21 protein-coding genes and 1 pseudogene are annotated in these 17,979 nt (G+C 70.9%); 9 read left to right on the top strand and 13 right to left on the bottom strand.

What is annotated here, in order from left to right:
- Positions 1-94: 94 nt before the first annotated feature.
- The 6 genes and pseudogenes from ABZW30_RS36265 to ABZW30_RS36240 form a co-directional block, all read right to left on the bottom strand.
- On the bottom strand, positions 95-277 hold the full coding sequence (locus tag ABZW30_RS36265; RefSeq protein ID WP_355675518.1) for a hypothetical protein: 183 nt from the start codon (positions 275-277) through the stop codon (positions 95-97).
- A 58-nt stretch (positions 278-335) separates the two neighbouring features.
- Positions 336-842 (bottom strand): XRE family transcriptional regulator, encoded by a 507-nt coding sequence (locus tag ABZW30_RS36260; RefSeq protein ID WP_355675517.1) that lies wholly within the window; start codon positions 840-842, stop codon positions 336-338.
- 368 nt (positions 843-1,210) lie between these two features.
- The gene (locus ABZW30_RS36255) at positions 1,211-2,425 is read right to left on the bottom strand and encodes a cytochrome P450 (RefSeq protein WP_355675516.1); all 1,215 of its coding nucleotides are present in this window, start codon (positions 2,423-2,425) and stop codon (positions 1,211-1,213) included.
- Between the two features lie 13 nt (positions 2,426-2,438).
- The gene (locus tag ABZW30_RS36250) at positions 2,439-3,833 is read right to left on the bottom strand and encodes an FAD/NAD(P)-binding oxidoreductase (RefSeq protein ID WP_355675515.1); all 1,395 of its coding nucleotides are present in this window, start codon (positions 3,831-3,833) and stop codon (positions 2,439-2,441) included.
- On the bottom strand, positions 3,830-4,057 hold the full coding sequence (locus ABZW30_RS36245; RefSeq protein ID WP_355675514.1) for a ferredoxin: 228 nt from the start codon (positions 4,055-4,057) through the stop codon (positions 3,830-3,832). Before ABZW30_RS36245 ends, ABZW30_RS36250 begins: the two co-directional genes overlap by 4 nt.
- A 369-nt stretch (positions 4,058-4,426) precedes the next feature.
- Positions 4,427-6,130 (bottom strand): annotated as a pseudogene (locus ABZW30_RS36240) (IS200/IS605 family accessory protein TnpB-related protein).
- A 110-nt stretch (positions 6,131-6,240) separates the two neighbouring features.
- On the opposite strand from ABZW30_RS36240, the gene ABZW30_RS36235 reads away from it, so the two are divergent.
- The gene (locus ABZW30_RS36235; RefSeq protein WP_355675513.1) at positions 6,241-7,236 is read left to right on the top strand and encodes an aldo/keto reductase; all 996 of its coding nucleotides are present in this window, start codon (positions 6,241-6,243) and stop codon (positions 7,234-7,236) included.
- Between the two features lie 59 nt (positions 7,237-7,295).
- Positions 7,296-7,553: a hypothetical protein gene (locus ABZW30_RS36230; RefSeq protein WP_355675512.1), complete on the top strand. Its 258-nt coding sequence runs from the start codon at positions 7,296-7,298 to the stop codon at positions 7,551-7,553.
- Positions 7,554-7,609: 56 nt separating this feature from the next.
- Here the strand turns inward: ABZW30_RS36230 and ABZW30_RS36225 are convergent, their stop codons facing one another.
- Entirely contained in the window at positions 7,610-7,768 is a 159-nt protein-coding gene (locus ABZW30_RS36225) for a hypothetical protein (RefSeq protein WP_355675511.1), read from the bottom strand.
- A 283-nt stretch (positions 7,769-8,051) separates the two neighbouring features.
- Between ABZW30_RS36225 and ABZW30_RS36220 the strand changes: the two genes are divergently transcribed.
- Positions 8,052-9,338: an Ig-like domain-containing protein gene (locus ABZW30_RS36220; RefSeq protein WP_355675510.1), complete on the top strand. Its 1,287-nt coding sequence runs from the start codon at positions 8,052-8,054 to the stop codon at positions 9,336-9,338.
- A 75-nt stretch (positions 9,339-9,413) separates the two neighbouring features.
- Here the strand turns inward: ABZW30_RS36220 and ABZW30_RS36215 are convergent, their stop codons facing one another.
- Both ABZW30_RS36215 and ABZW30_RS36210 read right to left on the bottom strand, forming a co-directional pair.
- On the bottom strand, positions 9,414-10,691 hold the full coding sequence (locus ABZW30_RS36215) for an FAD-dependent monooxygenase (protein WP_355675509.1): 1,278 nt from the start codon (positions 10,689-10,691) through the stop codon (positions 9,414-9,416).
- Positions 10,692-10,709: 18 nt separating this feature from the next.
- Positions 10,710-11,570, bottom strand: coding sequence for an alpha/beta fold hydrolase (locus ABZW30_RS36210; RefSeq protein WP_355675508.1), 861 nt, complete (start codon positions 11,568-11,570; stop codon positions 10,710-10,712).
- Between the two features lie 85 nt (positions 11,571-11,655).
- Between ABZW30_RS36210 and ABZW30_RS36205 the strand changes: the two genes are divergently transcribed.
- Positions 11,656-12,564, top strand: coding sequence for a helix-turn-helix domain-containing protein (locus ABZW30_RS36205; RefSeq protein WP_355675507.1), 909 nt, complete (start codon positions 11,656-11,658; stop codon positions 12,562-12,564).
- 91 nt (positions 12,565-12,655) lie between these two features.
- Here the strand turns inward: ABZW30_RS36205 and ABZW30_RS36200 are convergent, their stop codons facing one another.
- The 4 genes from ABZW30_RS36200 to ABZW30_RS36185 all read right to left on the bottom strand — a co-directional run bounded on the left by ABZW30_RS36200 (position 12,656) and on the right by ABZW30_RS36185 (position 14,652).
- Positions 12,656-12,859 carry a DUF397 domain-containing protein gene (locus ABZW30_RS36200; RefSeq protein ID WP_355675506.1) on the bottom strand — a complete coding sequence of 68 codons (204 nt, stop codon included), beginning with the start codon at positions 12,857-12,859 and terminating at the stop codon, positions 12,656-12,658.
- A 53-nt stretch (positions 12,860-12,912) separates the two neighbouring features.
- Positions 12,913-13,509, bottom strand: coding sequence for a DUF5919 domain-containing protein (locus tag ABZW30_RS36195; protein WP_355675505.1), 597 nt, complete (start codon positions 13,507-13,509; stop codon positions 12,913-12,915).
- A gap of 110 nt (positions 13,510-13,619) precedes the next feature.
- Positions 13,620-13,826 carry a DUF397 domain-containing protein gene (locus tag ABZW30_RS36190; protein WP_355675504.1) on the bottom strand — a complete coding sequence of 69 codons (207 nt, stop codon included), beginning with the start codon at positions 13,824-13,826 and terminating at the stop codon, positions 13,620-13,622.
- Positions 13,816-14,652: a helix-turn-helix transcriptional regulator gene (locus tag ABZW30_RS36185; protein ID WP_355675503.1), complete on the bottom strand. Its 837-nt coding sequence runs from the start codon at positions 14,650-14,652 to the stop codon at positions 13,816-13,818. The genes ABZW30_RS36190 and ABZW30_RS36185 overlap by 11 nt, the downstream gene beginning before the upstream one ends.
- A 117-nt stretch (positions 14,653-14,769) precedes the next feature.
- Here ABZW30_RS36185 and ABZW30_RS36180 point away from each other — a divergent pair, with 117 nt between their 5' ends.
- From ABZW30_RS36180 to ABZW30_RS36160, 5 genes are all read left to right on the top strand, one after another.
- Positions 14,770-14,973, top strand: a complete 204-nt coding sequence (locus ABZW30_RS36180; RefSeq protein WP_355675502.1) for a hypothetical protein — start codon at positions 14,770-14,772, stop codon at positions 14,971-14,973.
- Complete coding sequence (locus ABZW30_RS36175; protein WP_355675501.1) at positions 14,973-15,305, top strand: hypothetical protein; 333 nt, start codon at positions 14,973-14,975, stop codon at positions 15,303-15,305. The genes ABZW30_RS36180 and ABZW30_RS36175 overlap by 1 nt, the downstream gene beginning before the upstream one ends.
- Positions 15,298-15,765, top strand: a complete 468-nt coding sequence (locus ABZW30_RS36170) for an NUDIX domain-containing protein (protein ID WP_355675500.1) — start codon at positions 15,298-15,300, stop codon at positions 15,763-15,765. The genes ABZW30_RS36175 and ABZW30_RS36170 overlap by 8 nt, the downstream gene beginning before the upstream one ends.
- Before the next feature lie 29 nt (positions 15,766-15,794).
- Entirely contained in the window at positions 15,795-16,583 is a 789-nt protein-coding gene (locus ABZW30_RS36165) for a DUF4253 domain-containing protein (RefSeq protein ID WP_355675499.1), read from the top strand.
- A gap of 203 nt (positions 16,584-16,786) precedes the next feature.
- Positions 16,787-17,929, top strand: coding sequence for a hypothetical protein (locus ABZW30_RS36160; RefSeq protein WP_355675498.1), 1,143 nt, complete (start codon positions 16,787-16,789; stop codon positions 17,927-17,929).
- The last annotated feature ends 50 nt before the right edge of the window (positions 17,930-17,979 follow it).

Below are 17,979 nucleotides of genomic sequence, written 5' to 3'. Positions count from 1 at the left end.
CACCCCTCGGCAAGACCCGCACCTCACACCTCGCCGCACTCGACCTGGCAGCCTGATCACCCAGCCCGGTTTACGAATTTCCCAACGGAGTCCTTTAGGGCGGGGCGGAAGTCAACCGCCGGTACAGCGCGAACTGCGGCCGCCCGCGCCGCGCGGCCAGCCGCTCCAGCAGCACCGCCGGGTCGAACGGGCGCGGCAGCTCCAGCCGTTCGGCGATCCGCCGGCAGCGCCGCAGCGTGGACCGGTGGCCCCGGCCACCCCATAAGTCATCCCACAAGCCGAGCTTCCTTCCCAGCTTCCGCCCGCACCGTTCCCGGGCCGGGGCCCGTCCGGCCTCAGGGGCGTTTGCGCGCCGCGTCCCGGCGGGCGATGACGTCGACCAGCTCGCTGACGGTGTCCAGGCCCTCCGGCGACAGGCCCACCGCCCGCAACGCCAGGCTGCGCACGCCCGCGTCGCGCAGCGCGCCCAGCAGCGCCAGCTCCCTGGCGATCTCGGCGCCCTGCCGCTCGTCGAAGAAGTAGGCGGGCGGGACCTGGAAGAACTGGGCCAGCGCCTCCAGGTGGCGCTTGGTCGGGTTGTCCCGGCGCCCGGTGCGCAGCTGCCACAGGTAGGTGGTGGAGAAGGACTCCCCGGTCGCCTCGCGGCAGGCCCGGGCCACTTCCTCGTTGGTGTACTGGTCGCGGTCGGGGCGGCGGACGGTGTGGAACAGCGCCTCGATCCGGGCCGCGAGCCCGCTCAACTCCCCGGGTCCGCTCAACTCCCCGGGTCTGCCCGGCTCCCCGGACACGTCCTCCGGATCCTCCGGCCGCACCTGAACGACGTCCCCCGTCGACTCCGCCATGCCCCACCTTCCTCACCCCGGGCCCTCCGCGTCGCGATCCCGACGGACGGGGCAGGGCCGGCCAGGTCACGATAGCCGAACGGCATCAGCTGGCGTGGTTCGAAAGATACCCACGATCAACACCAGTTGACCCGCGTGGCGTCGGCCGACATCCTGGACGGGCAGGCCCACAGTCGCGACCGAACGAGCTGACCTCCACTCACATCAGCTCGTATCGACGACACTTGACGCTTCCGCCGGATCACCCGAACGACCTCGACACCCCGGCAGGACGGCCGGCACGCGCTCGGTCACGGCGCCGCGACCGAGCACGCTGCGCCTCCGACTCCCGACATCCTTGCTGATGCCCTCGCTTGTCCCCTCCACCGTCAACCCTGCTCGACGTGCAGATGGATCGGACCGCGGAGAACGGGGCTCCGCCGGTACGGTGGCGGGTCGGCGACCAGCCTGGGGCGGTCGAGGCGGCGTACCAGCTCGGTCAGGGCGATCTGGGTCTCCCGTCGCGCCAGGGGGCCGCCGAAGCACAGGTGGATGCCGCTGCCGAACCCCAGGTGCTGGATGTCACGCCGATCGGGATCGAAACGGTCCGGATCGTGGAAGCGCTTCGGGTCGCGGCTGCCCGAGGCCAGCATGAGTATGATCCGCGAGCCCTTGGGGATGACGGTGTCGGCGACGGTGATGTCGCTGTACGCCGCCCGCCAGGGAATGATGTGCACGGGAGGCTCGTAGCGCAGGAGTTCCTCGACCAGCGGGACGACGAGGCCCGGGTCGTCGCGCAGTCGTCCCAGCACCTGTGGGTGGCGGAGCAGTGTCAGCATGCCGTTGGTGATGAGGTTGACGGTGGTCTCGTGGCCGGCGATCAGCAGCAGGTGGGCGGTGGCGACGATTTCGTCGTCGGTCATGCGCCCGTCGGGCCCGTCATCGTTGGCCAGCCGTGTCAACAGGTCGTCGCCCGGCCGGCCGTGACGCTGTTCCAGCAGCCCGCCGAGGTACTGCTGCAGGTCCTTGCGGGCCTGCACGCCGTTCTCCAGTTTCTCCTTCGGGTCGATCCTGGGGTTGTAGTCGATCGAGTTGACGATGGCGTCCACCCACACGTGGAACCTCGGTTCGTCCTCGCGCGGCACGCCGAGCAGGTGGCAGATCACCGCGACGGGGAACGGATAGGCGAAGTCGTCGACGATGTCGATCTGCTCCTTGCCCGCGAAGCCGTCGATCAGAGCGCCGACCGTGGCGGTCAGGTCGCCTTCCATGCCCGTCACCAGCCCCGGGGTGTGCGGGGGGCCGAAGTGGCGCATCGCCATGCGTCGCAGGCGGTCGTGCTCGGGCGGGTCGAGGTTGATGAACGCCGGCGTGGTCTGTCCCTCGGCGGCCTCCAGCGGATGCGACAGGTTGCGGACGTCCGAACTCAGGTGCGGATTGTGCAGGAGGTCCGTGATCTCGCGATAGGTGCTGACGACGTAGTTGCCGTCCTCCTGCCGGGCCACCGGTGTCTCACGCAGTTCGGCGTACAGCGGGTACGGGTCGGCCCGGGAGGAATAGTCGAGGATCCGGCTCAGGGTGTCGGGCGTCTCGGTCGTGGTCATCACACTTTCCCTCCTACCGGTGGTGCTGCTGCACGGCCGTGACCCGCCGCTCGCCCGGGTCGTTGCCGGTGACGACCACGGTGGCCCCCTGGGCGAGCAGGTCGGGGCCGGGGAAGTCGACGGGCACCGGTTTCGTGTCGACGGGCTGGTCGGGCGTGGGGCTGGGCGGCGGAAAGGGCGCGGCCGTCTCGATCAGCTGCCGGTAGTGGTCCAGCCACTTCGCGTTGTCGAAGCTCACGGCCGCGGTGACGCGGCCCCGATAGCCGTAGGCGGCGACGAAACGGCGGTCGGACACCGACCCCTGGGCGACGACCACCTCGTCGGCGAAGGTCGGCACGCCGACCGACTTGATGTTGACGCCGAACTGGATCGACCAGAACACCGGGAGGGACAGGTGGGGCCAGCGCTCGGCCTGACCACTGACCATGTTGTGCGCCGCGACCCCGGCCTGCTCCACGGCGTTGGCCCAGTGCTCCAGCGAGATGAGCCGGTACTCGTAGACCGGATTCGGGCAGCGGGCCACGTCTCCGGCGGCGAAGATGTCGTCGGTGATCAGGCCGTCGAGGGTGAGGGCACGGCAGCCCGTGTCGCAGGCGATTCCCCACGGGCCTGCCGCCAGTCCCGAGCCCCGTAGCCACTCGGTGTTGCGGATGCCCCCCAGTGCCACCACCGCCACGTCGGCGTCGATCGTGCTGCCGTCGTCGAAGTGCGCGCGGCGGAAGTGCCCCTGTGCGTCGCCCTCGAGCCGGGTGACCTTGACTCCGCAGCGCAGGTCGACGCCGTGAGCGCGCTGCATGTTCGCCGCGACCTCGCCGATCATGGCACCGAGCGCTCCGACCAGCGGGGCCGGCGCGAGTTCGGCCACGGTCACCGGGATGTCCCGTTCCCGGCAGACGGAGGCGATCTCGGAGCCGGTGAATCCCGCCCCGATCACCAGTACGCGGGAGGGCCCGGCGGCGAGGGCTCGCTGCAGGCTCTCGGCGTGCTCGCGGGTACGTACGACGAACACCCCGTCCAGGGCCGCCTCGGACTCGACGAACCAAGGCCGGGCCCGCACCCCGGTGGAGATCAGCACCCGGTCGAAGGGGACCTCGCGTCCGTCGGCCAGCCGTACATGGTTGGCCGCCAGGTCCAGCCCGCTCGCGGGCACGCCCAGCAGCCACTCCGCGTCGATGTCACGACGTCGCGGCAGAGTGGTGTTCCCTGCCGAGACCCAGCCGGTCAGTACCTGCTTGGACAGCGGAGGCCGGTCGTAGGGCTCGGCCGACTCGTCACCGATCATGGTCAATGAGCCGGTGAAACCCTCGTCACGCAAAGCCTCGGCGGCTCGCAGTCCCGCCAGGGACGCCCCGACGACCACGATGCGTCCGGCGCGTTTGAACGCCCGCAGGTTGTCAGCGCTGGTCATGACGCCGACGCCTCAACCGGTACGTCCCGTCCCTCCAGCTGGTCGACCAGAATCGCCTGGACCGGGCATGCCGCCGCGGCGCGCAGCACCTGGTCGCGCTGGGCGTCGTCGGGCTTCGGGTCGTACATCAGCGCTTCCTCGCCGTGCATCCGGAACGCGTCCGGAGCCAGGAACGCGCACTGCGCGTACCCCTGACACCGGGAAAGATCAACGACAACTCTCATCCCGACCTCCACAGGGACTGCGAGCTACGGACCCTGAAGCCGGCGCAGTTCCGGCGCGCAAAACGGGAGAGGCCCCACGGGACAGACCTACAGAGGGAATGAGCCCCCTTGCGCACCCTGCCAAGCGCGAGGGGCGCACCGCGTTCGTCGGGTCTGCGTAGAAATAATCGATCACCGCGAATTGGGTGACTGACCTCTGTAAAATTTCCTGAACATGGCCTCTTTCGAGGCTATCCCTCGCACGCATCACCCGCACCCCCGGGAAAGCGAGGCCCCGCCCGCTCGAACCCGAGCCCCGCACCGGGGCCCCAACTCCCCGGCCTGAAGGCCGGGGCATCCCGGGAGAACATAGGGCGAGCACCGTTCCAATTAAGTGATCAGGAGTGAGTCTTGGACCCAGGTCTGATCGCTGCGTGCATCCCGAACGGTGTTGGATGCCCGACTGGTCGCCCGCGTTCTCGTGGTCCCCGTCCGGGCGCGCAGCTCGCGGCTACGGTCCGTGACGGGGTGGCGGGTTTCCTCACGCCCCCGGGCGCCCGGTGGGGCCTGGACGGTCCGATGCCCACGACGATCGCTCCGGTCGTCGTGGGGCGGTGCCGTCCGTCGCCGGATCGGGTGTCCGAGGGCGCGTCGCCCGATCGCGATGCTCGCGGCATCGTGCCGGGTGGTCTTGCGGGTGGGCGTCGCGAGCGGCTTCTGCCAGTGCTGCGCGCCCCATTGGGAGGTGTAGGCGGGGTCCACGGCGACGACGACCATGTCCAGCTCCGTGGCCATGGAGACAAGCCGGGCGCGGAGCTGGCCGGTGGGGATGCCGGAGACGAGCTGCCGGAACCGCTTGCGGCGGCCGTGTTTCTCGCGGGTGGTCTCGGCGGTGAAGTCCAGGTTCTCCAGGCCGATCGCTCTCACACCGCAGCGCTTCGCCCAGTGCAGCAGTCGGGTGATGGCGTGGCGGATCTGGGCGTCGCGATGGGTGGCGGTGCCGGTCAGGTCGTAGGGGAACCGGTGGGGCTCGCCGACCGGGTTGCCGTGCGCATCGAGGTGTCAGGCGGCGAAGTGGTCGGCGTTGGTGTCCACCCCGACCATCCCTGCCGCGCGGGCCGCCTCCAGCGGCATCGTCCGCACCACGGGCCGGGTCCAGGAGGCGTCCAGATACCACCGCCCCCGCTGCACGTTCAGGTGGATCCGGTACGCCACCGCCCGGTCACCCTCGATGCGGTCTCGCCATTCCTCGCCCCGGTGCGCGAACGCCACCTTCGCGGCAAGGACGTACCGGCCGTGCTTCGCGTTCGCCAGATCGGCAAGCGGCGCGGGCAGCCTGATCGACACCTCGCCGTCCGGGGCGACCCGGATCGTCTCGTTGCCGAAGCGCTTGCCCGACTCGCCGTCAGCGGCGAGGAACCACCGTGCGCTCTGCCACCGCTTTCGCCAGTCGGCTTCGGTGAGACCGGCGGCGGCCAGGTTGTGCCGGGTGTTCAGCAGCCTCCCGCCGCCGCGCACCACATGCACGACACCGGCCTCACCATCGGCCCGGGCAGCCGCGTACCGTTCCTCCAGTGCCGCGAGCCGACGGGACTTGACGAACCACTCGCGCTTGGAACGGTAGCCACCGGGTGTGCGCTTGGTGCCCTTCTCCCCGACCGGCAGCGACAGGCGGTGCCTCAGCATTCGGATGCCGGCGTCCAACGAATCCAGGTGCGCGGCCTGCCCACGCCGGGCCAGCGCCCACTGGTCATGCGTCGCCTTCGTGATCGAACCGGCCCAGCGCGACGACGACTCCACGGTCAGGTCACGTTTGCGCGCGGCCCACGTCTCCTTACCGTGCTCCAGGCCGTCCGCGCACCGCGCCCTCAGATCCTTCGACGCCAGAGCCCCCAGCTGCCCGCCGACCAGCCGCAGAACCCTCTCATCCTCAGGCGTGAGGCCCCTGAGACGGTCACGGACCGTCACACCCGACGGGCCAAGGGAAACGAACGGCGCGTCGATCCGCCGGAGCTTCCTCCTCGGCGCGGTCACGCCATCCCCCCTCCCCGTCAATGCCACCACCCTCACACACACCACCGACAGCCGTCTCATCGATCCAACAAGCCGTGATCGGAAACAAACACATGGACACCTATGCACACCAAAACGAACTCAATCCGCAACAGTTCACAACCCCCGAGCCCGCCCGAGGAGACCCCGCCGTGCCGACCGAGCCCACCACCGCCCCCGCCGCCCGCCCGCACACCGCGCGCCTGGGCCTGGGCACCGCAGCCGTCGGCCGGCCCGGCTACATCAACCTGGGACGCGAGGCCGACCTGCCCGCCGAGCGCACCGTCGAGGCGCTGTGCGAGCGCACCCACGCCCTGCTCGACGCCGCCTACGCGGCCGGCGTGCGCTACCTCGACACCGCCCGCTCCTACGGCCGCGCCGAGGAGTTCCTCGCCCAGTGGCTCACCGAACACCCCGAGGCGGCGGCCGAGGTGACCGTCGGCAGCAAGTGGGGCTACACGTACACCGCCGACTGGCGCACCACCGGCGTCACGGCCCACGAGGTCAAGGAGCACTCCACGGAGGTGTTCGACCGCCAGATCCACGAGACCCGCGCCCTGCTGGGCTCCCACCTGGACGTCTACCTCATCCACTCGGTCACCCCCGACAGCCCCGCCCTCACCGACCCCGCCCTGCACGGGCGCCTGGCCGCCCTCGCCGCCGAGGGCGTGCGGGTGGGCCTGTCCACCAGCGGCCCCGCCCAGGCCGACACCGTCCGCCGCGCCCTCGACGTCACCGTGGCCGGCCGCCCGCTGTTCACCGCCGTCCAGGCCACCTGGAACCTGCTGGAGACCTCCGCCGCCCCCGCCCTCGCCGAGGCCCGCCGGGCCGGCTGGCTGATCGTGGTCAAGGAGGCCATGGCCAACGGCCGCCTGGCCGGCCGCAACGCCACCGGCCCCGACACCGCCCCGCTGCGCACCCTCGCCACCCGCACCGCCACCACCGCCGACGCCCTCGCCCTGGCCGCGGCCGCCGCCCAACCCTGGGCCGACATCGTCCTGTCCGGCGCCGCCACCCTCGACCAGCTCACCTCCAACCTGACCGCGGCCGAGGTGTCCCTCACCCCCGAGGACCTCGCCGCCCTGGCCACGATGGCCGAGCCCACCGACGCCTACTGGCGCACCCGCTCGTCCCTGCCCTGGGCCTGACCGCCCGTCGGCGGCGAAACCTGTTGCGGCGCCTCCGGACCCTCCGGGATGCTCCGCGCATGGACGTCAACTTCGACGGGGTCACCCCCGTGCCCCGGATGCTGCTGCTCAGCGAGTTCCTGCTCCACTCCGACTTCCGCGTCGGACTGGACAAGCCGGTGTTCGTCGCGGCGGGCGACCGGCTCTCCTACGAGAAGGGCGCCGTCGTGGTGACCCGCCCGACCGGCGAGCGACACCGGCACCCGGCCGGCAACAGCCACTGGATCTGCAGCCGACAGGGCACGGCACTGGACTGGACGCCCCGCAACAGGACCTGAGCGCCAAGACGCGCCCGCCCTCGCGGACGACCGGAATGCACCCGCCGCTGCCCCTGTCAGCTGGTGTCGAACCCGCCGGTGCGGACGGCGGCGAGGGAGGACTGCCGGGCAACGGACGGGAGGGACGAGGAGCGGGAAGTCGGCTCAGGGGAGAGCAGTTCGGTGCCGTCCTCGGGGTGGCAGCGGAAGGCCAGGGCGACGAAGCCGCAGGCCATGGGTTGCTCGGCCGTCCGGGTTGCCCGGCGGCGTGGTGGGCGTGGCGGCTCGGAAACCGGTGGCGACGATGGGGGCCAGCGGAGCCGGCAAGGCTCCGCGGTCCGGTCCCGTATCGAATCGTCGAGCCGCAACGCGGCCCGACGGCGGCGCTTCCGCCGAGGGTATGCCGCCGGTCGGCGGTGCGGCAGTCGTGAGGAGAAACCGCTCGTGATCGTTTCCTACCGCTCTGCCATCACACGTCATGCCCGGCCGCGCCTTCGCGCGCTGACGGCGGGAAGCCTGATGACGGGAATGTCCCTGGCCCTCCTGCCGTTCCTGGCAGGCCCCGCCGCCGCCCAGGGATCGTGCGTGCAGACCGGCAACCAGGTGGTGTGCACGTTCAGCTACACCGGGGCGGCCCAGACGTTCACCGTGCCCACCGGGGTGACACAGGTGTCCGTGGACGCGAAGGGGGCCTCCGGAGGCGCGGGCGCCGGAGACACCAACCCCGGCGGCGCCGGCGGCCACGGTGCCGAGGTGACCGGCACCGTGACCGTCACACCAGGCCAGACCCTGCAGGTCAACGTCGGCGGCGCGGGCACGGACGGGACGCAAGGCGCTCCCGGCACCGGCGGCTTCAACGGCGGCGCCACCGGCGGCTCGTCGGACTTCGTCCACGGCGGTGGCGGCGGGGGCGCCTCGGACGTCCGCACCGGAGCCTTCGACCTGCTCTCCCGACTGGTGACGGCCGCCGGCGGCGGTGGCGGCGGCGCAACCGCCGTCCTGGCCGGCGGCCCTGGCGGCGCAGGCGGCCAGTCGGGGGCGAACGGCACCGCCGGTACTTCTGGCGCCAGCACCACCGGTGGCGGTGGCGGCGATGGCGCGACGCCCACCACGCCGGGCGCGGCGGGTACCGGAGGGACCGGCGCCGACTCCAACGGCGGGAACGGCGACCCCGGCACGTTCGGCTCCGGCGGCGTCGGCGGCCCCGGCGAGAGCGGACGCCCGGGCAGCGGGCTCACCGCCGGCGGTGGTGGCGGTGGTGGGGTCTTCGGTGGTGGCGGCGGCGGTGGCGGAGGCGTCACCAACACGGAGTTCGCGGGAGCGGGCGGTGGTGGCGGCGGCTCCAGCGCCGGACCGGTCGGCAGCGCCTTCACCACGGGGGCGAACACCGGCAACGGGCAGGTCACCATCACCTACACCCTGCCCGGCACGGTCACCACCCACCTCACGTCCTCCCGGAACCCCTCCCGGTGGGACCGGCCGGTTTCGGTCACGGACGTCGTCTGCCCGGCCACCGGTGGACCGGGCGCGCCCCGGCCGACCGGCACCGTCACCTTCGCCGTCGACGGCGCCACCGTGGGCACCGCCCCGCTGACCCCCGGCAGCGGCAACTGCAGCACCACCCATCTGACGCTCGCCAAGCTGTCGGCCGGTACGCACGTCATCACCGCGACCTATTCCGGTGACAGCAACTACCAGTCCAACTGCGGCAGCCCGGAGACCCTCATCCAGGAGGTCAAGAAGTGCAGGGAAGAGCACGAGGCCCTGAACGACGGCAGTGACAGCACCCACGACGAGTGCCGCTGACGGCAGCCGCACTTGGTGAACTCGGCGAACCGTTCCAATGAAGTGATCAGGAGTGAGTCTTGGAGCCAGGTCTGATCACTGCGTGCGTCCCGAACGGTGGTGGATGCCCGACTGGTCGCCCGCGAGGCCGCCCCGGCCTCCTGATGCGGCGGGCGACGGCGGGTAGTCGTCGACGGTCACGGAGTTGTAGACGCGCGCGCTCTTGGTGGTGAGACGGACGAGGGCGCGGCTGGGGCCCGCGGGCAGGGCGGAGATCAGGCGCGCACCCTGGGCCAGTCCCCACACGCCGAGGCGGGACGTGGGGATCAGGGTCTTCGCCACGCTCAGCGCAACCGCGCGGCTGCCGCGCACGTGCTGCGCCATCACGCGCTCGTAGGCCGGGAAGGCGTGTTCGTGGTCGCCGTCCGCCCGTGCCAGCTCTCCGGCGAGGACGTACGCGCCGACGACGGCCAGGCTGGTGCTGCCGCCGACGGCCGGACCGGGGCAGTAGCCCGCGTCGCCGACGAGCGTCACCCTCCCCTGCGACCAGGTGTCCATGCGGAGCTGGGTGATGGAGTCGAAGTAGAACGCCGGGGTGCGGTCGAGCTCGTCCAGCCAGCGGTCCACGTGGGCGTGCATGCCGGCGAACGCACCGCGCAGCAGCTCCTTCTGCCGGGGCACGTCGCGGTAGTGGTAGTCGAGCTCGCGCTCGCTCCGGAACAGGAACAGTGCGCGCGCGTCGCCGAGGTGCCGCGCGCCGTACATGCCGGCAGTGCGGCCGACGCCGACGTGCATGAGGAGCTCGCCGTCGAGGCCGGAGACGTTCGGCAGGGTCAGCACCCCGAGGTAGGCCCCGATGAAGGCGTTGAAGCGGGACTCCTCGTCGAAGACGAGGCGGCGTACGTTGGAGTGCAGCCCGTCCGCACCGACGACGAGGTCGAAGCGGCGCGGCGCGGCGTTTTCGAACCACACCTCGCCGTCGGGCGAGATCGCGGTGATCGAGTCGCCGAAGACGTACTCGACGTCGTCGCGTGCGGCGTCGTAGTAGATCTCGCTCAGGTCGTCGCGCATGATCTCCACGTGCCGGTCGTAGGTGGCGCTGAAGACCTTGGAGAGGTCCGCCCGGACGGGACGCCGTGAGCCCTCCTGGTAGACGGTCATCCGGTTCGTGCCGGTGGCCCGCTCCTCGACGCGAGGGAGCACGCCCATCTTCTCCGAGATGTTCATCGCGGGCCGATACAGGTCGACCGCGTGGCCGCCGCTCTCGCGCAGAGCCGGCGCGCGCTCGACGACGGTGACGCAGAAGCCGTGCCTGGTGAGCCAGTAGGCCAGGACCGGACCGGCGATGCCGGCGCCGGAGACGAGAATCCGCATGGCACCTTTCCCAGTCATTCAGTCCGCCCGTACGGCGTGGACCGAGGTGAAGGCCAGCAGCGGGGTGGCGGTCCGCTGCGGATCCTCCAGCAGGGGCGAGTGCCCGAGACCGGGCAGCAACTCGACCTTCGAGCCCGGAACGGCGCGGTAGTCGGAGGCGGACGAGGACCGCCATCTGCGGTCGTCCTCGCCGAAGATCACCAGCAGTGGCTTGCCCAGGACCGCCAGCCGATCCGGCAGGGCCCGCTGCTCCAGGTAGGAGCGGGTGGCCCGCATCGTGGTGGTGAACGTGTGGTGGGTCATGCCGCGTACATCGTCCAGGAGCTCTTCCGGGATCCGGTAGCCCGGGCGGCTGAAACCGGTGCTCGCGAGCCACCGGAGCTGCTCGTCGGTCGGCGGCCACTGCGAGGGGTCGGTTGCGGCGGACTCCGGTGCGATGAAGGCGTCCAGGCTGGGCCCGGTGTTGACGAGCGCGAGCGCGGTCACCAGCTCGGGCCGCTGCTCGGCGAGGGCGATGGCGACCACGCCGCCGCTGGAATGACCAACGACCACGGCGTGCTCGACGCCGAGCCGGTCCAGCGCCTCGCCGGCTCGACGCGCCTGGTCCGGGATCGCGTAGCTGCGGTCGGCCGGTTTGGCCGACCGGCCGTGCCCGAGCAGGTCGATCCGGATGACGCGATGAGATCCGGTCAGCAGCGGAACCATCGGGTTCCACGAGCGGGTCGAGGACGCGGACCCGTGGACGAGCAGGAGCGCGGGGGCGTCGCGGGGGCCGTCCTGGCACACGTAGATGTCGCCGTCGCCGTCGTTCAGTGACAGGATCGAACTCTCGCTCTCGGCGCGGCCGTTCACGTACGGACCGCCGTCAGAAACAGTCATGAGCCCACTGTCTCCGCCGGTACGCGCCGGTGGATTGGACGAATGTTCCCCTGTTCAGCTTGGCCGGCCCACGTAGCATGGGACGATGCGCAGCTTCGTGCGTGGTGCGACCATGTGGGACGTCGAGTGCCCGCGGCGGCCCAGCCGGGTGACCGGTGTCACCATGGCCGGGTTCCGTGCCCGTGACCTGGAAACGCTTCGGATAGTCCCGCACCCGGCCGTCACGCTGCTCCTGGAGTTCGGCGCCGGTTCGCCCGTCGTCGACTACGCCGCAGGGCGGCAGCAGCGGGGAAGCATCGTCGCCGGGCCCGGGCTCGGGTCCGGCGGCGCGGTCCGGGCGCGGGGAGAGAACGTCGAGTGTGTGCAGGTGCGCCTGTCCCCGGTGATCGCACGCGCGATTCTGGGCGCCTCCCCGAGCGACCTCGACGGCGCCGTCGTGTCGCTGGGCGACCTGTGGGGCCGGGAGGCCTCACGGATCCGCGAGCAACTCGGCGAGACCTCGTCGTGGCAGGACCGCTTCGCGTTGACGGACGCGCTGCTCTCCCACCGGCATGAGGCGGGGCCGCCGGTGGACCCGGAGGTGGCCTGGGCCTGGCACCGGATCGTCGTCAGCCGTGGCCTGAGCCGGGTCGACGGACTCGCGGCCGAGGTCGGGTGGAGCCGTAAGCGGCTGTGGTCCCGGTTCCGGTCGCAGCTCGGCCTGCCGCCCAAGCGCGCCGTGAAGCTGGTCCGCTTCGACCATGCCGCCCACCGCCTGGTCGCGGGTGAGGGCGCGGCCCAAGTCGCGGCCGACACCGGCTACGCCGACCAGTCCCACCTGCATCGGGACGTCATGGCGTTCACCGGGGCGACCCCCGCGACCGTGGCCGGCGAGCCGTTTCTCGCCGTTGACGACATCGCATGGCCCAGCAGGGGAACAGCAGCGATGCCTCACCTCTCCAGGGAGCCCCGGCCCGGTCGCCGGCCGGAGGTGAGACGGTGGCCACCGCTGTGAACGCCTTCGGGGCCCGGGGAGTTGAACTTGTCGGACGGGTAGAGAAGGCCCCGCCGCCCCGAGGCCGGGGCGGCGGGGCCGGGTGCTGGTGTCAGCGGGCGTCGAACTCGCCGGTGCGGACGGCGGTGACGAAGGACTGCCAGGCGTCGGCGGGGAAGACGAGGGCCGGGCCGGAGGGGTCCTTGGAGTCGCGCACGGGCATGAGGCCGGTGAAGCCGTCGGCGACCTCGATGCACTGGCCGCCACTGCCGCTGTATGTGCTCTTGCGCCAGGTGATCGGGGTGTTGCTGTTCATGGCGGTTCCCTCCTGGTTGGGCGGTGGAGTGGGAAGTCGGCGGGTTCGACTTCCTATGCGCGGGCCGGGCTGGTGCGGATGTCGCTGCCCCGGGACCAGAGTTCCTCGATGTGTTCGGCGAAGCGGTCGAACATGCCGCTCTCCTCGCTGCGCCGCAGGTGCATCAGCGGTGAGTCGTGACCGACGGTACGGGCCAGGTGCGGGGTGACGAGGGCGTGGTCGTCGAAGCGGAAGACGGAGAGGCCGATGCGGTTCGGGCCGTCCTCCGGGGCGCTGAAGCGGGCCTTGACACCTTCGGTGTCGGAGAGCTTGGCCAGGTTCTCCAGTGTGACCCTGATCCGAGTGGACACGGTGAGGGCCACGGCCTCGATCCGCTCGCGCTGGCGTGTCGTGTCGGAGTCGGGATCCCCGAGGAGGAAGCGGATCCGGCAGCCGTTCTCGGCCTTGCACCGCAGGGTCTGCAGCAGCGCGGGCTGCTCCAGCCAGACGAAGTAGCTGGTGTACCCGGCGAGGAAGACCTCGGACCGGGCCTCGGCGATCAGCTGCGCCCAGACCGCTTGAGGGCAGGCAGATCGGTACGGGTAGACGGCGAACACCTCCCGGTCGTGTCCGGTCTTGACGTTGGACTGGAGGAGGTTGGGCCGGACCATCTGTTCATCAACCCCTGAGGTCGGGATGGGAGTGGGGGAGTTGAACTTGTCGGACGGGTAGAGAAGGTCCCGCCGCCCCGAGGTCGGGGCGGCGGGACCGGGTGCTGCTGTCAGCGGGCGTCGAACTCGCCCGTGCGCACGGCGGTGACGAAGGACTGCCATGAGGCGACGGAGAGGATGAGGGCCGGGCCGTTGGGGTCCTTGGAGTCACGAACCGGGACGATGCCGGGGAAGCCGTCTGCCACCTCGATGCATTCGCCGCCCTGACCGCTGAACGTGCTCTTGCGCCAGCGAGCGCCGGATAGGTCAAGGTGCACTTTCAAATTCCTTCCGTACTACGCGGATCAGCTCAAGCGACGCGGCCAGCGGCAGCGCCTCAGCTTGCAGCCGATCGTACTCCCTGGCCCAGCCCGCGAGGGTTTCGGCGTCGCGCTCCAGAAAGCCGCGTTGGTGGCTCTCCGAATAGCCGAGAAGCGAACGATTCGGCATGGTGAGGATCGTCACCGGGTGTGCGAATGGACGGTTCTCTCCGAGGCCGATCGGGGTGACCTGGACGGTCATGTTCGGCCGACCGGCTAGCTCCTCCAGGTAGGCCAACTGGCCAACCATCACAGCTGTTCCACCGATCGGTCGCCGCAGACACCATTCGTCGAGCACGGCGTGGATGTAGGGCGGAGAGGGCTGAGTGAGCCGTTGTTGTCGGGTCAGTAGAAACCGCATGCGCTCGTCAGCCTGCTGTTGCGTAACGGTCCCGCGCCTGACGGGTGCCTGTTCATAGGCAGCTGCATACTCGGGCGTCTGCAGAAGCCCTGAGATGACTCCGATCTGGAAGAACCGGAGCGCTGTCGCTTCGGCTTCCCGCTCGGCGTACTCGGGGAATCCCTCTATCAGGATGCTGTGTTCAAGTTGGTCGAGCATCAGGGCAAGCGTGCCGCCGGTGTTGAGGTACTCGTCTACGAGCTCCACGAACCGCCGGCTCGGCCGGCGGACGCCACGCTCGATGCTGGAGATGTAGGCATCGGAGTAGGAGATGGCCTTGCCGAGCTCGGACTGGGTCATCTCGACAGCGTCGCGGAAGCGGCGCAGCTGAATCCCGAGGGGCGCGTACGGCGATGACGCCGGGTCAAGATCCTTACGGTTCATGATGCTTCCCAACTGAACCATGCTGAACTGGTGACTTCAGATGCTTCCCTACGAGGGGATCCATCCGCAACTCTTTCCACACAGAAAGTGAATGCCTGACTTCGGAAGGTGATTCCCATGCCCCAGGATCAAGCGCCCCGCATGCACGGCTACGGGGTCCGTTGGGACACCGGGGCCCAGTGCTACCGGGTGCGGAACGAGATGACCGGGGAGTGGCTGCGCAGTGCCGCCACCGGCGAGTTGGCCTCCTTCAGCTCCTTCGGCGACGCCTGGGGCGCCTGGAAGGTTTTCGAGGTGCACAAGCGGCCGGGGGAGCAGTGATGGGCTCGACCCTCTCCCGCGTGACCGCCGAGCAGCGGTGTGAGGCCGCCTCCGTCGTCGAGGACCTGATCTCCGTGCTCGCCCTCGGCGGAGTTAAGTTGCCGTCGGTCGAAGTCGACTGGGAGCACGGGCGGTTGACCGGGTGCTACCTCGTCCAGCTCGGCTCGGCCCGCACTCTCGAACTCCTGCGGATCGTCGACCTGCTCCGCAAGGGTCTGCGCTACGAGCGCCTGACGTATGACGACCGAACTCCTCGCCCGCCTGCTCTGGTGGGTGGGCTTCTCCCTCCTTCTCCTTGCCGTACTCAGGAAGTGAGCTCCCCCGATGCGTGACCCCCGCCTCCTGGCCAAGCCGCCCGTGACCCGGCTCGGCTGCCTCGTTTTCGTGCGCAACCGGCGCGGCGACGTCCTGCTCGTGAACCCGGATTACATGGACGGGCTGATCCTGCCCGGCGGCGCCGCGAACACCAACGAGCCCCCGCACCGCGCCGCCGCCCGCCACCTGCACGCCGAGACCGGCCTGAACCTGCGCCTGACCCACCTCCTCGCCGTCGACTTCACCCCCGCCGACCGCTACCTGGAGCGCCTCAACCTCGTCTTCGACGGCGGCACCGTCCGTGACGACACCCCTCTCACTGTCCCGCCCCAACACCGCAGCGGCCTGCTCGGCGCCCGCTTCGTCCCCGTCCGCGAACTGCCCGACGTCATGGCCCCCGCCCAGGTCGCCCGCGTCACCGAGGCGCTCGCCAACCGCACGCTGCCCGTCCTCCTCCACGGACAGCGCACCGCCTGATTGTCAGTCCCCACCCCTACGGTGGGCGCATGACCTGGCCTTTCGACGTCGTCCCGCCCGCATCCCTGCCGCCCGGCCGTTCCGTCGTCGGGGACGACGGGCGGCCACTCCCGCTGTGGATCAGCGACGCCCCCGCCCCCGCCGGCCTCTGGGAGCAACTGCACCGGGCCCACGCGCAGAGCGGGCTGTGGCCGCTGCTGCTCAGCCCGCTGAGCGACGCGGACCCGGACTTCCGGCCCTGGCTGTCCGGCGAGTTGGACCCGGACCGCGCCTCCGACCCCGCCGAGCACGACCCGGCGGCCGTGCTGCGCGCGTGGTGGGAGCCCGGCGAGGACCTCGAACCCGAGGACATGGATGAGGAGTTCGAGGCCCTCGCCCCCTACGGCGCCGCCTGGCCCGGCCTCGCACCCGCCGCCACCGTCCCCGACGGGGCCGCCGACGCCGAGGCCCGGGGGCTGGCCGGCGCGCTGCAGTCCGTCAAGGACGTGCGGCTGGGCCTGGTGCGGGCCGCCGGCGGGGCCGAGGCGCTGGTGGCGTGCGGGTGGAGCGGCCCGCTCAACCACGACAACGACATCGCGAAGATCGCCGCCGTGCTCGCCGACTGGGAGCGCCGCTTCGGCGCCCAGGTGGTCGAAGTCGGCTTCGACACCCTGCAGTTGAGCGTGGCCGTGCCGCCCGCGACCCTCGCCGAGGCACTCCCGCTGGCCGTCGAGCACGCCGCCTTGTGCCCCGACCAGATCCACCAGGGCGCCGGCACCCTCACCGCCTACGCCGAGCAGCTGGTCGGCTCCCACCACTGGTTCTTCTGGTGGGACTGACCGGGGGAGGCCGGCCGGGGCGACCGAGGACGGTCATTTTATTCGGACAGGCGGGGGTGGTGCGTGTGTCATCTGGCTGAATTCCGAGATCCGCCCGCTTGCGCGGGCGCGGGGGTGGGGGACCTGACGTGCGTCGCGCCGACTGGCGTGAGCAAGTCAGCTGAGGGGCCCGTCCGGGCCCCTGCCGTATGAGGACGACATCCATGAACCACCTGACCCTGCGGGGTTCCGTGATCGCGGCCGGCCTGTTGCTGGGCACGGCCGTCGTTTCCCCCTCCGCCCACGCCTTGCAGGCCGCCACGCCGATCGCCTGCGGCGACACGGCCGGCCTGATCCAGGCCATCAACAACCTCAACGGGCCCGGCGGCACGATCCAGCTGGCCGAGGACTGCGTCTACGCCTTCAGCACCAGCGTCGACAGCACCGGTGACGCGCTCCCGCCCATCAGCGGGAAGATCACCATCAAGGGCGACGAGAGCAGCATCGTGCGCTCCGCCACCACGCCCGACTTCTTCCGCCTGCTCGACGTGGTCTCCACCGGCGACCTCACCTTGCACGGCGTCCAGGTCAGCGGCGGTAACGCGGACGGCGACGGCGGCGGCATCCGGGTCCAGCAGGGCGGCAAGCTGACGCTCGACGAGAGCGCGGTCACCGACAACAAGGGCTTCGACGGCGGCGGCATCGCCAACGCCGGGACCCTGACGCTCCACCGCAGCAACGTCTCCGGCAACGTCGCCGACGTCGGTGCGGGCATCCTCAACACCGAAAGCGGCACGGTCACCATCGGGCACAGCAAGATCAACGGCAATCAGGCCGACAGCAATGGCGGCGGCATCGTCAACGCCGGGAGCGGCACCCTCACGGTCGAGGACAGCGTCCTGGCCCACAACACGGCCCGCAACCTCGCTGGGGGCGCCGTGTTCAACCTCTCGAAGGCGACGTTCACCGACACCGAGGTGTCAGACAGTTTCGCCGGTCTCGACGGCGGGGCCTTCTACAACGACCTCAAAGCCACCCTGGACGTCACCGGCGGCCCCATCGTCCAGAACCGGGCCGGGCGCGACGGCGGGGCCCTCAACAACGCGGGGACCGCGACCCTGACCAAGGTGCGGCTGAAGGACAACGTGGCCGGGCGCGACGGCGGGGCCATCCACAACCAGACCCTGGCCGGCCCCTCCACGCTCACGCTCCACCACACCACGGTCGTCGACAACACCGCCGCGGTCAACGGCGGTGGCATCCTGAACGACTACGGCTCCCAGGTGACCCTCGACGACAGCCGGGTCGTCCACAACACCCCCAACAACTGCTTCCCGCTGAACAACATCCCCGGCTGCCAGAACTGACGGCCCGAAGACGCGAGGGGCGGGCCTCGGGACGCCCCTCGCGCCTTCAA

The organism is Kitasatospora sp. NPDC004669 (assembly GCF_040609455.1).
In the GTDB taxonomy this organism is placed as follows: Bacteria; Actinomycetota; Actinomycetes; order Streptomycetales; family Streptomycetaceae; genus Kitasatospora.
The sequence above is the reverse complement of the archived record's forward strand: the minus strand, read 5'-3'. Positions and strand labels throughout refer to the sequence as shown.

Bases quoted from the DNA above. Each gene is read 5' to 3' on its own strand.
- ABZW30_RS36215 (WP_355675509.1), bottom strand. From the start codon at position 10,691: ATGCGGATTCTCGTCTCCGGCGCCGGCATCGCCGGTCCGGTCCTGGCC.
- ABZW30_RS36230 (WP_355675512.1), top strand. From the start codon at position 7,296: ATGGACGTCAACTTCGACGGGGTCACCCCCGTGCCCCGGATGCTGCTG.
- ABZW30_RS36175 (WP_355675501.1), top strand. From the start codon at position 14,973: ATGGGCTCGACCCTCTCCCGCGTGACCGCCGAGCAGCGGTGTGAGGCC.
- ABZW30_RS36185 (WP_355675503.1), bottom strand. From the start codon at position 14,652: ATGAACCGTAAGGATCTTGACCCGGCGTCATCGCCGTACGCGCCCCTC.
- ABZW30_RS36200 (WP_355675506.1), bottom strand. From the start codon at position 12,859: ATGAACAGCAACACCCCGATCACCTGGCGCAAGAGCACATACAGCGGC.
- ABZW30_RS36225 (WP_355675511.1), bottom strand. From the start codon at position 7,768: ATGGCCTGCGGCTTCGTCGCCCTGGCCTTCCGCTGCCACCCCGAGGAC.
- ABZW30_RS36160 (WP_355675498.1), top strand. From the start codon at position 16,787: ATGAACCACCTGACCCTGCGGGGTTCCGTGATCGCGGCCGGCCTGTTG.
- ABZW30_RS36255 (WP_355675516.1), bottom strand. From the start codon at position 2,425: ATGACCACGACCGAGACGCCCGACACCCTGAGCCGGATCCTCGACTAT.
- ABZW30_RS36250 (WP_355675515.1), bottom strand. From the start codon at position 3,833: ATGACCAGCGCTGACAACCTGCGGGCGTTCAAACGCGCCGGACGCATC.
- ABZW30_RS36170 (WP_355675500.1), top strand. From the start codon at position 15,298: ATGCGTGACCCCCGCCTCCTGGCCAAGCCGCCCGTGACCCGGCTCGGC.
- ABZW30_RS36165 (WP_355675499.1), top strand. From the start codon at position 15,795: ATGACCTGGCCTTTCGACGTCGTCCCGCCCGCATCCCTGCCGCCCGGC.
- ABZW30_RS36260 (WP_355675517.1), bottom strand. From the start codon at position 842: ATGGCGGAGTCGACGGGGGACGTCGTTCAGGTGCGGCCGGAGGATCCG.
- ABZW30_RS36195 (WP_355675505.1), bottom strand. From the start codon at position 13,509: ATGGTCCGGCCCAACCTCCTCCAGTCCAACGTCAAGACCGGACACGAC.
- ABZW30_RS36220 (WP_355675510.1), top strand. From the start codon at position 8,052: ATGACGGGAATGTCCCTGGCCCTCCTGCCGTTCCTGGCAGGCCCCGCC.
- ABZW30_RS36245 (WP_355675514.1), bottom strand. From the start codon at position 4,057: ATGAGAGTTGTCGTTGATCTTTCCCGGTGTCAGGGGTACGCGCAGTGC.
- ABZW30_RS36180 (WP_355675502.1), top strand. From the start codon at position 14,770: ATGCCCCAGGATCAAGCGCCCCGCATGCACGGCTACGGGGTCCGTTGG.
- ABZW30_RS36205 (WP_355675507.1), top strand. From the start codon at position 11,656: ATGCGCAGCTTCGTGCGTGGTGCGACCATGTGGGACGTCGAGTGCCCG.
- ABZW30_RS36210 (WP_355675508.1), bottom strand. From the start codon at position 11,570: ATGACTGTTTCTGACGGCGGTCCGTACGTGAACGGCCGCGCCGAGAGC.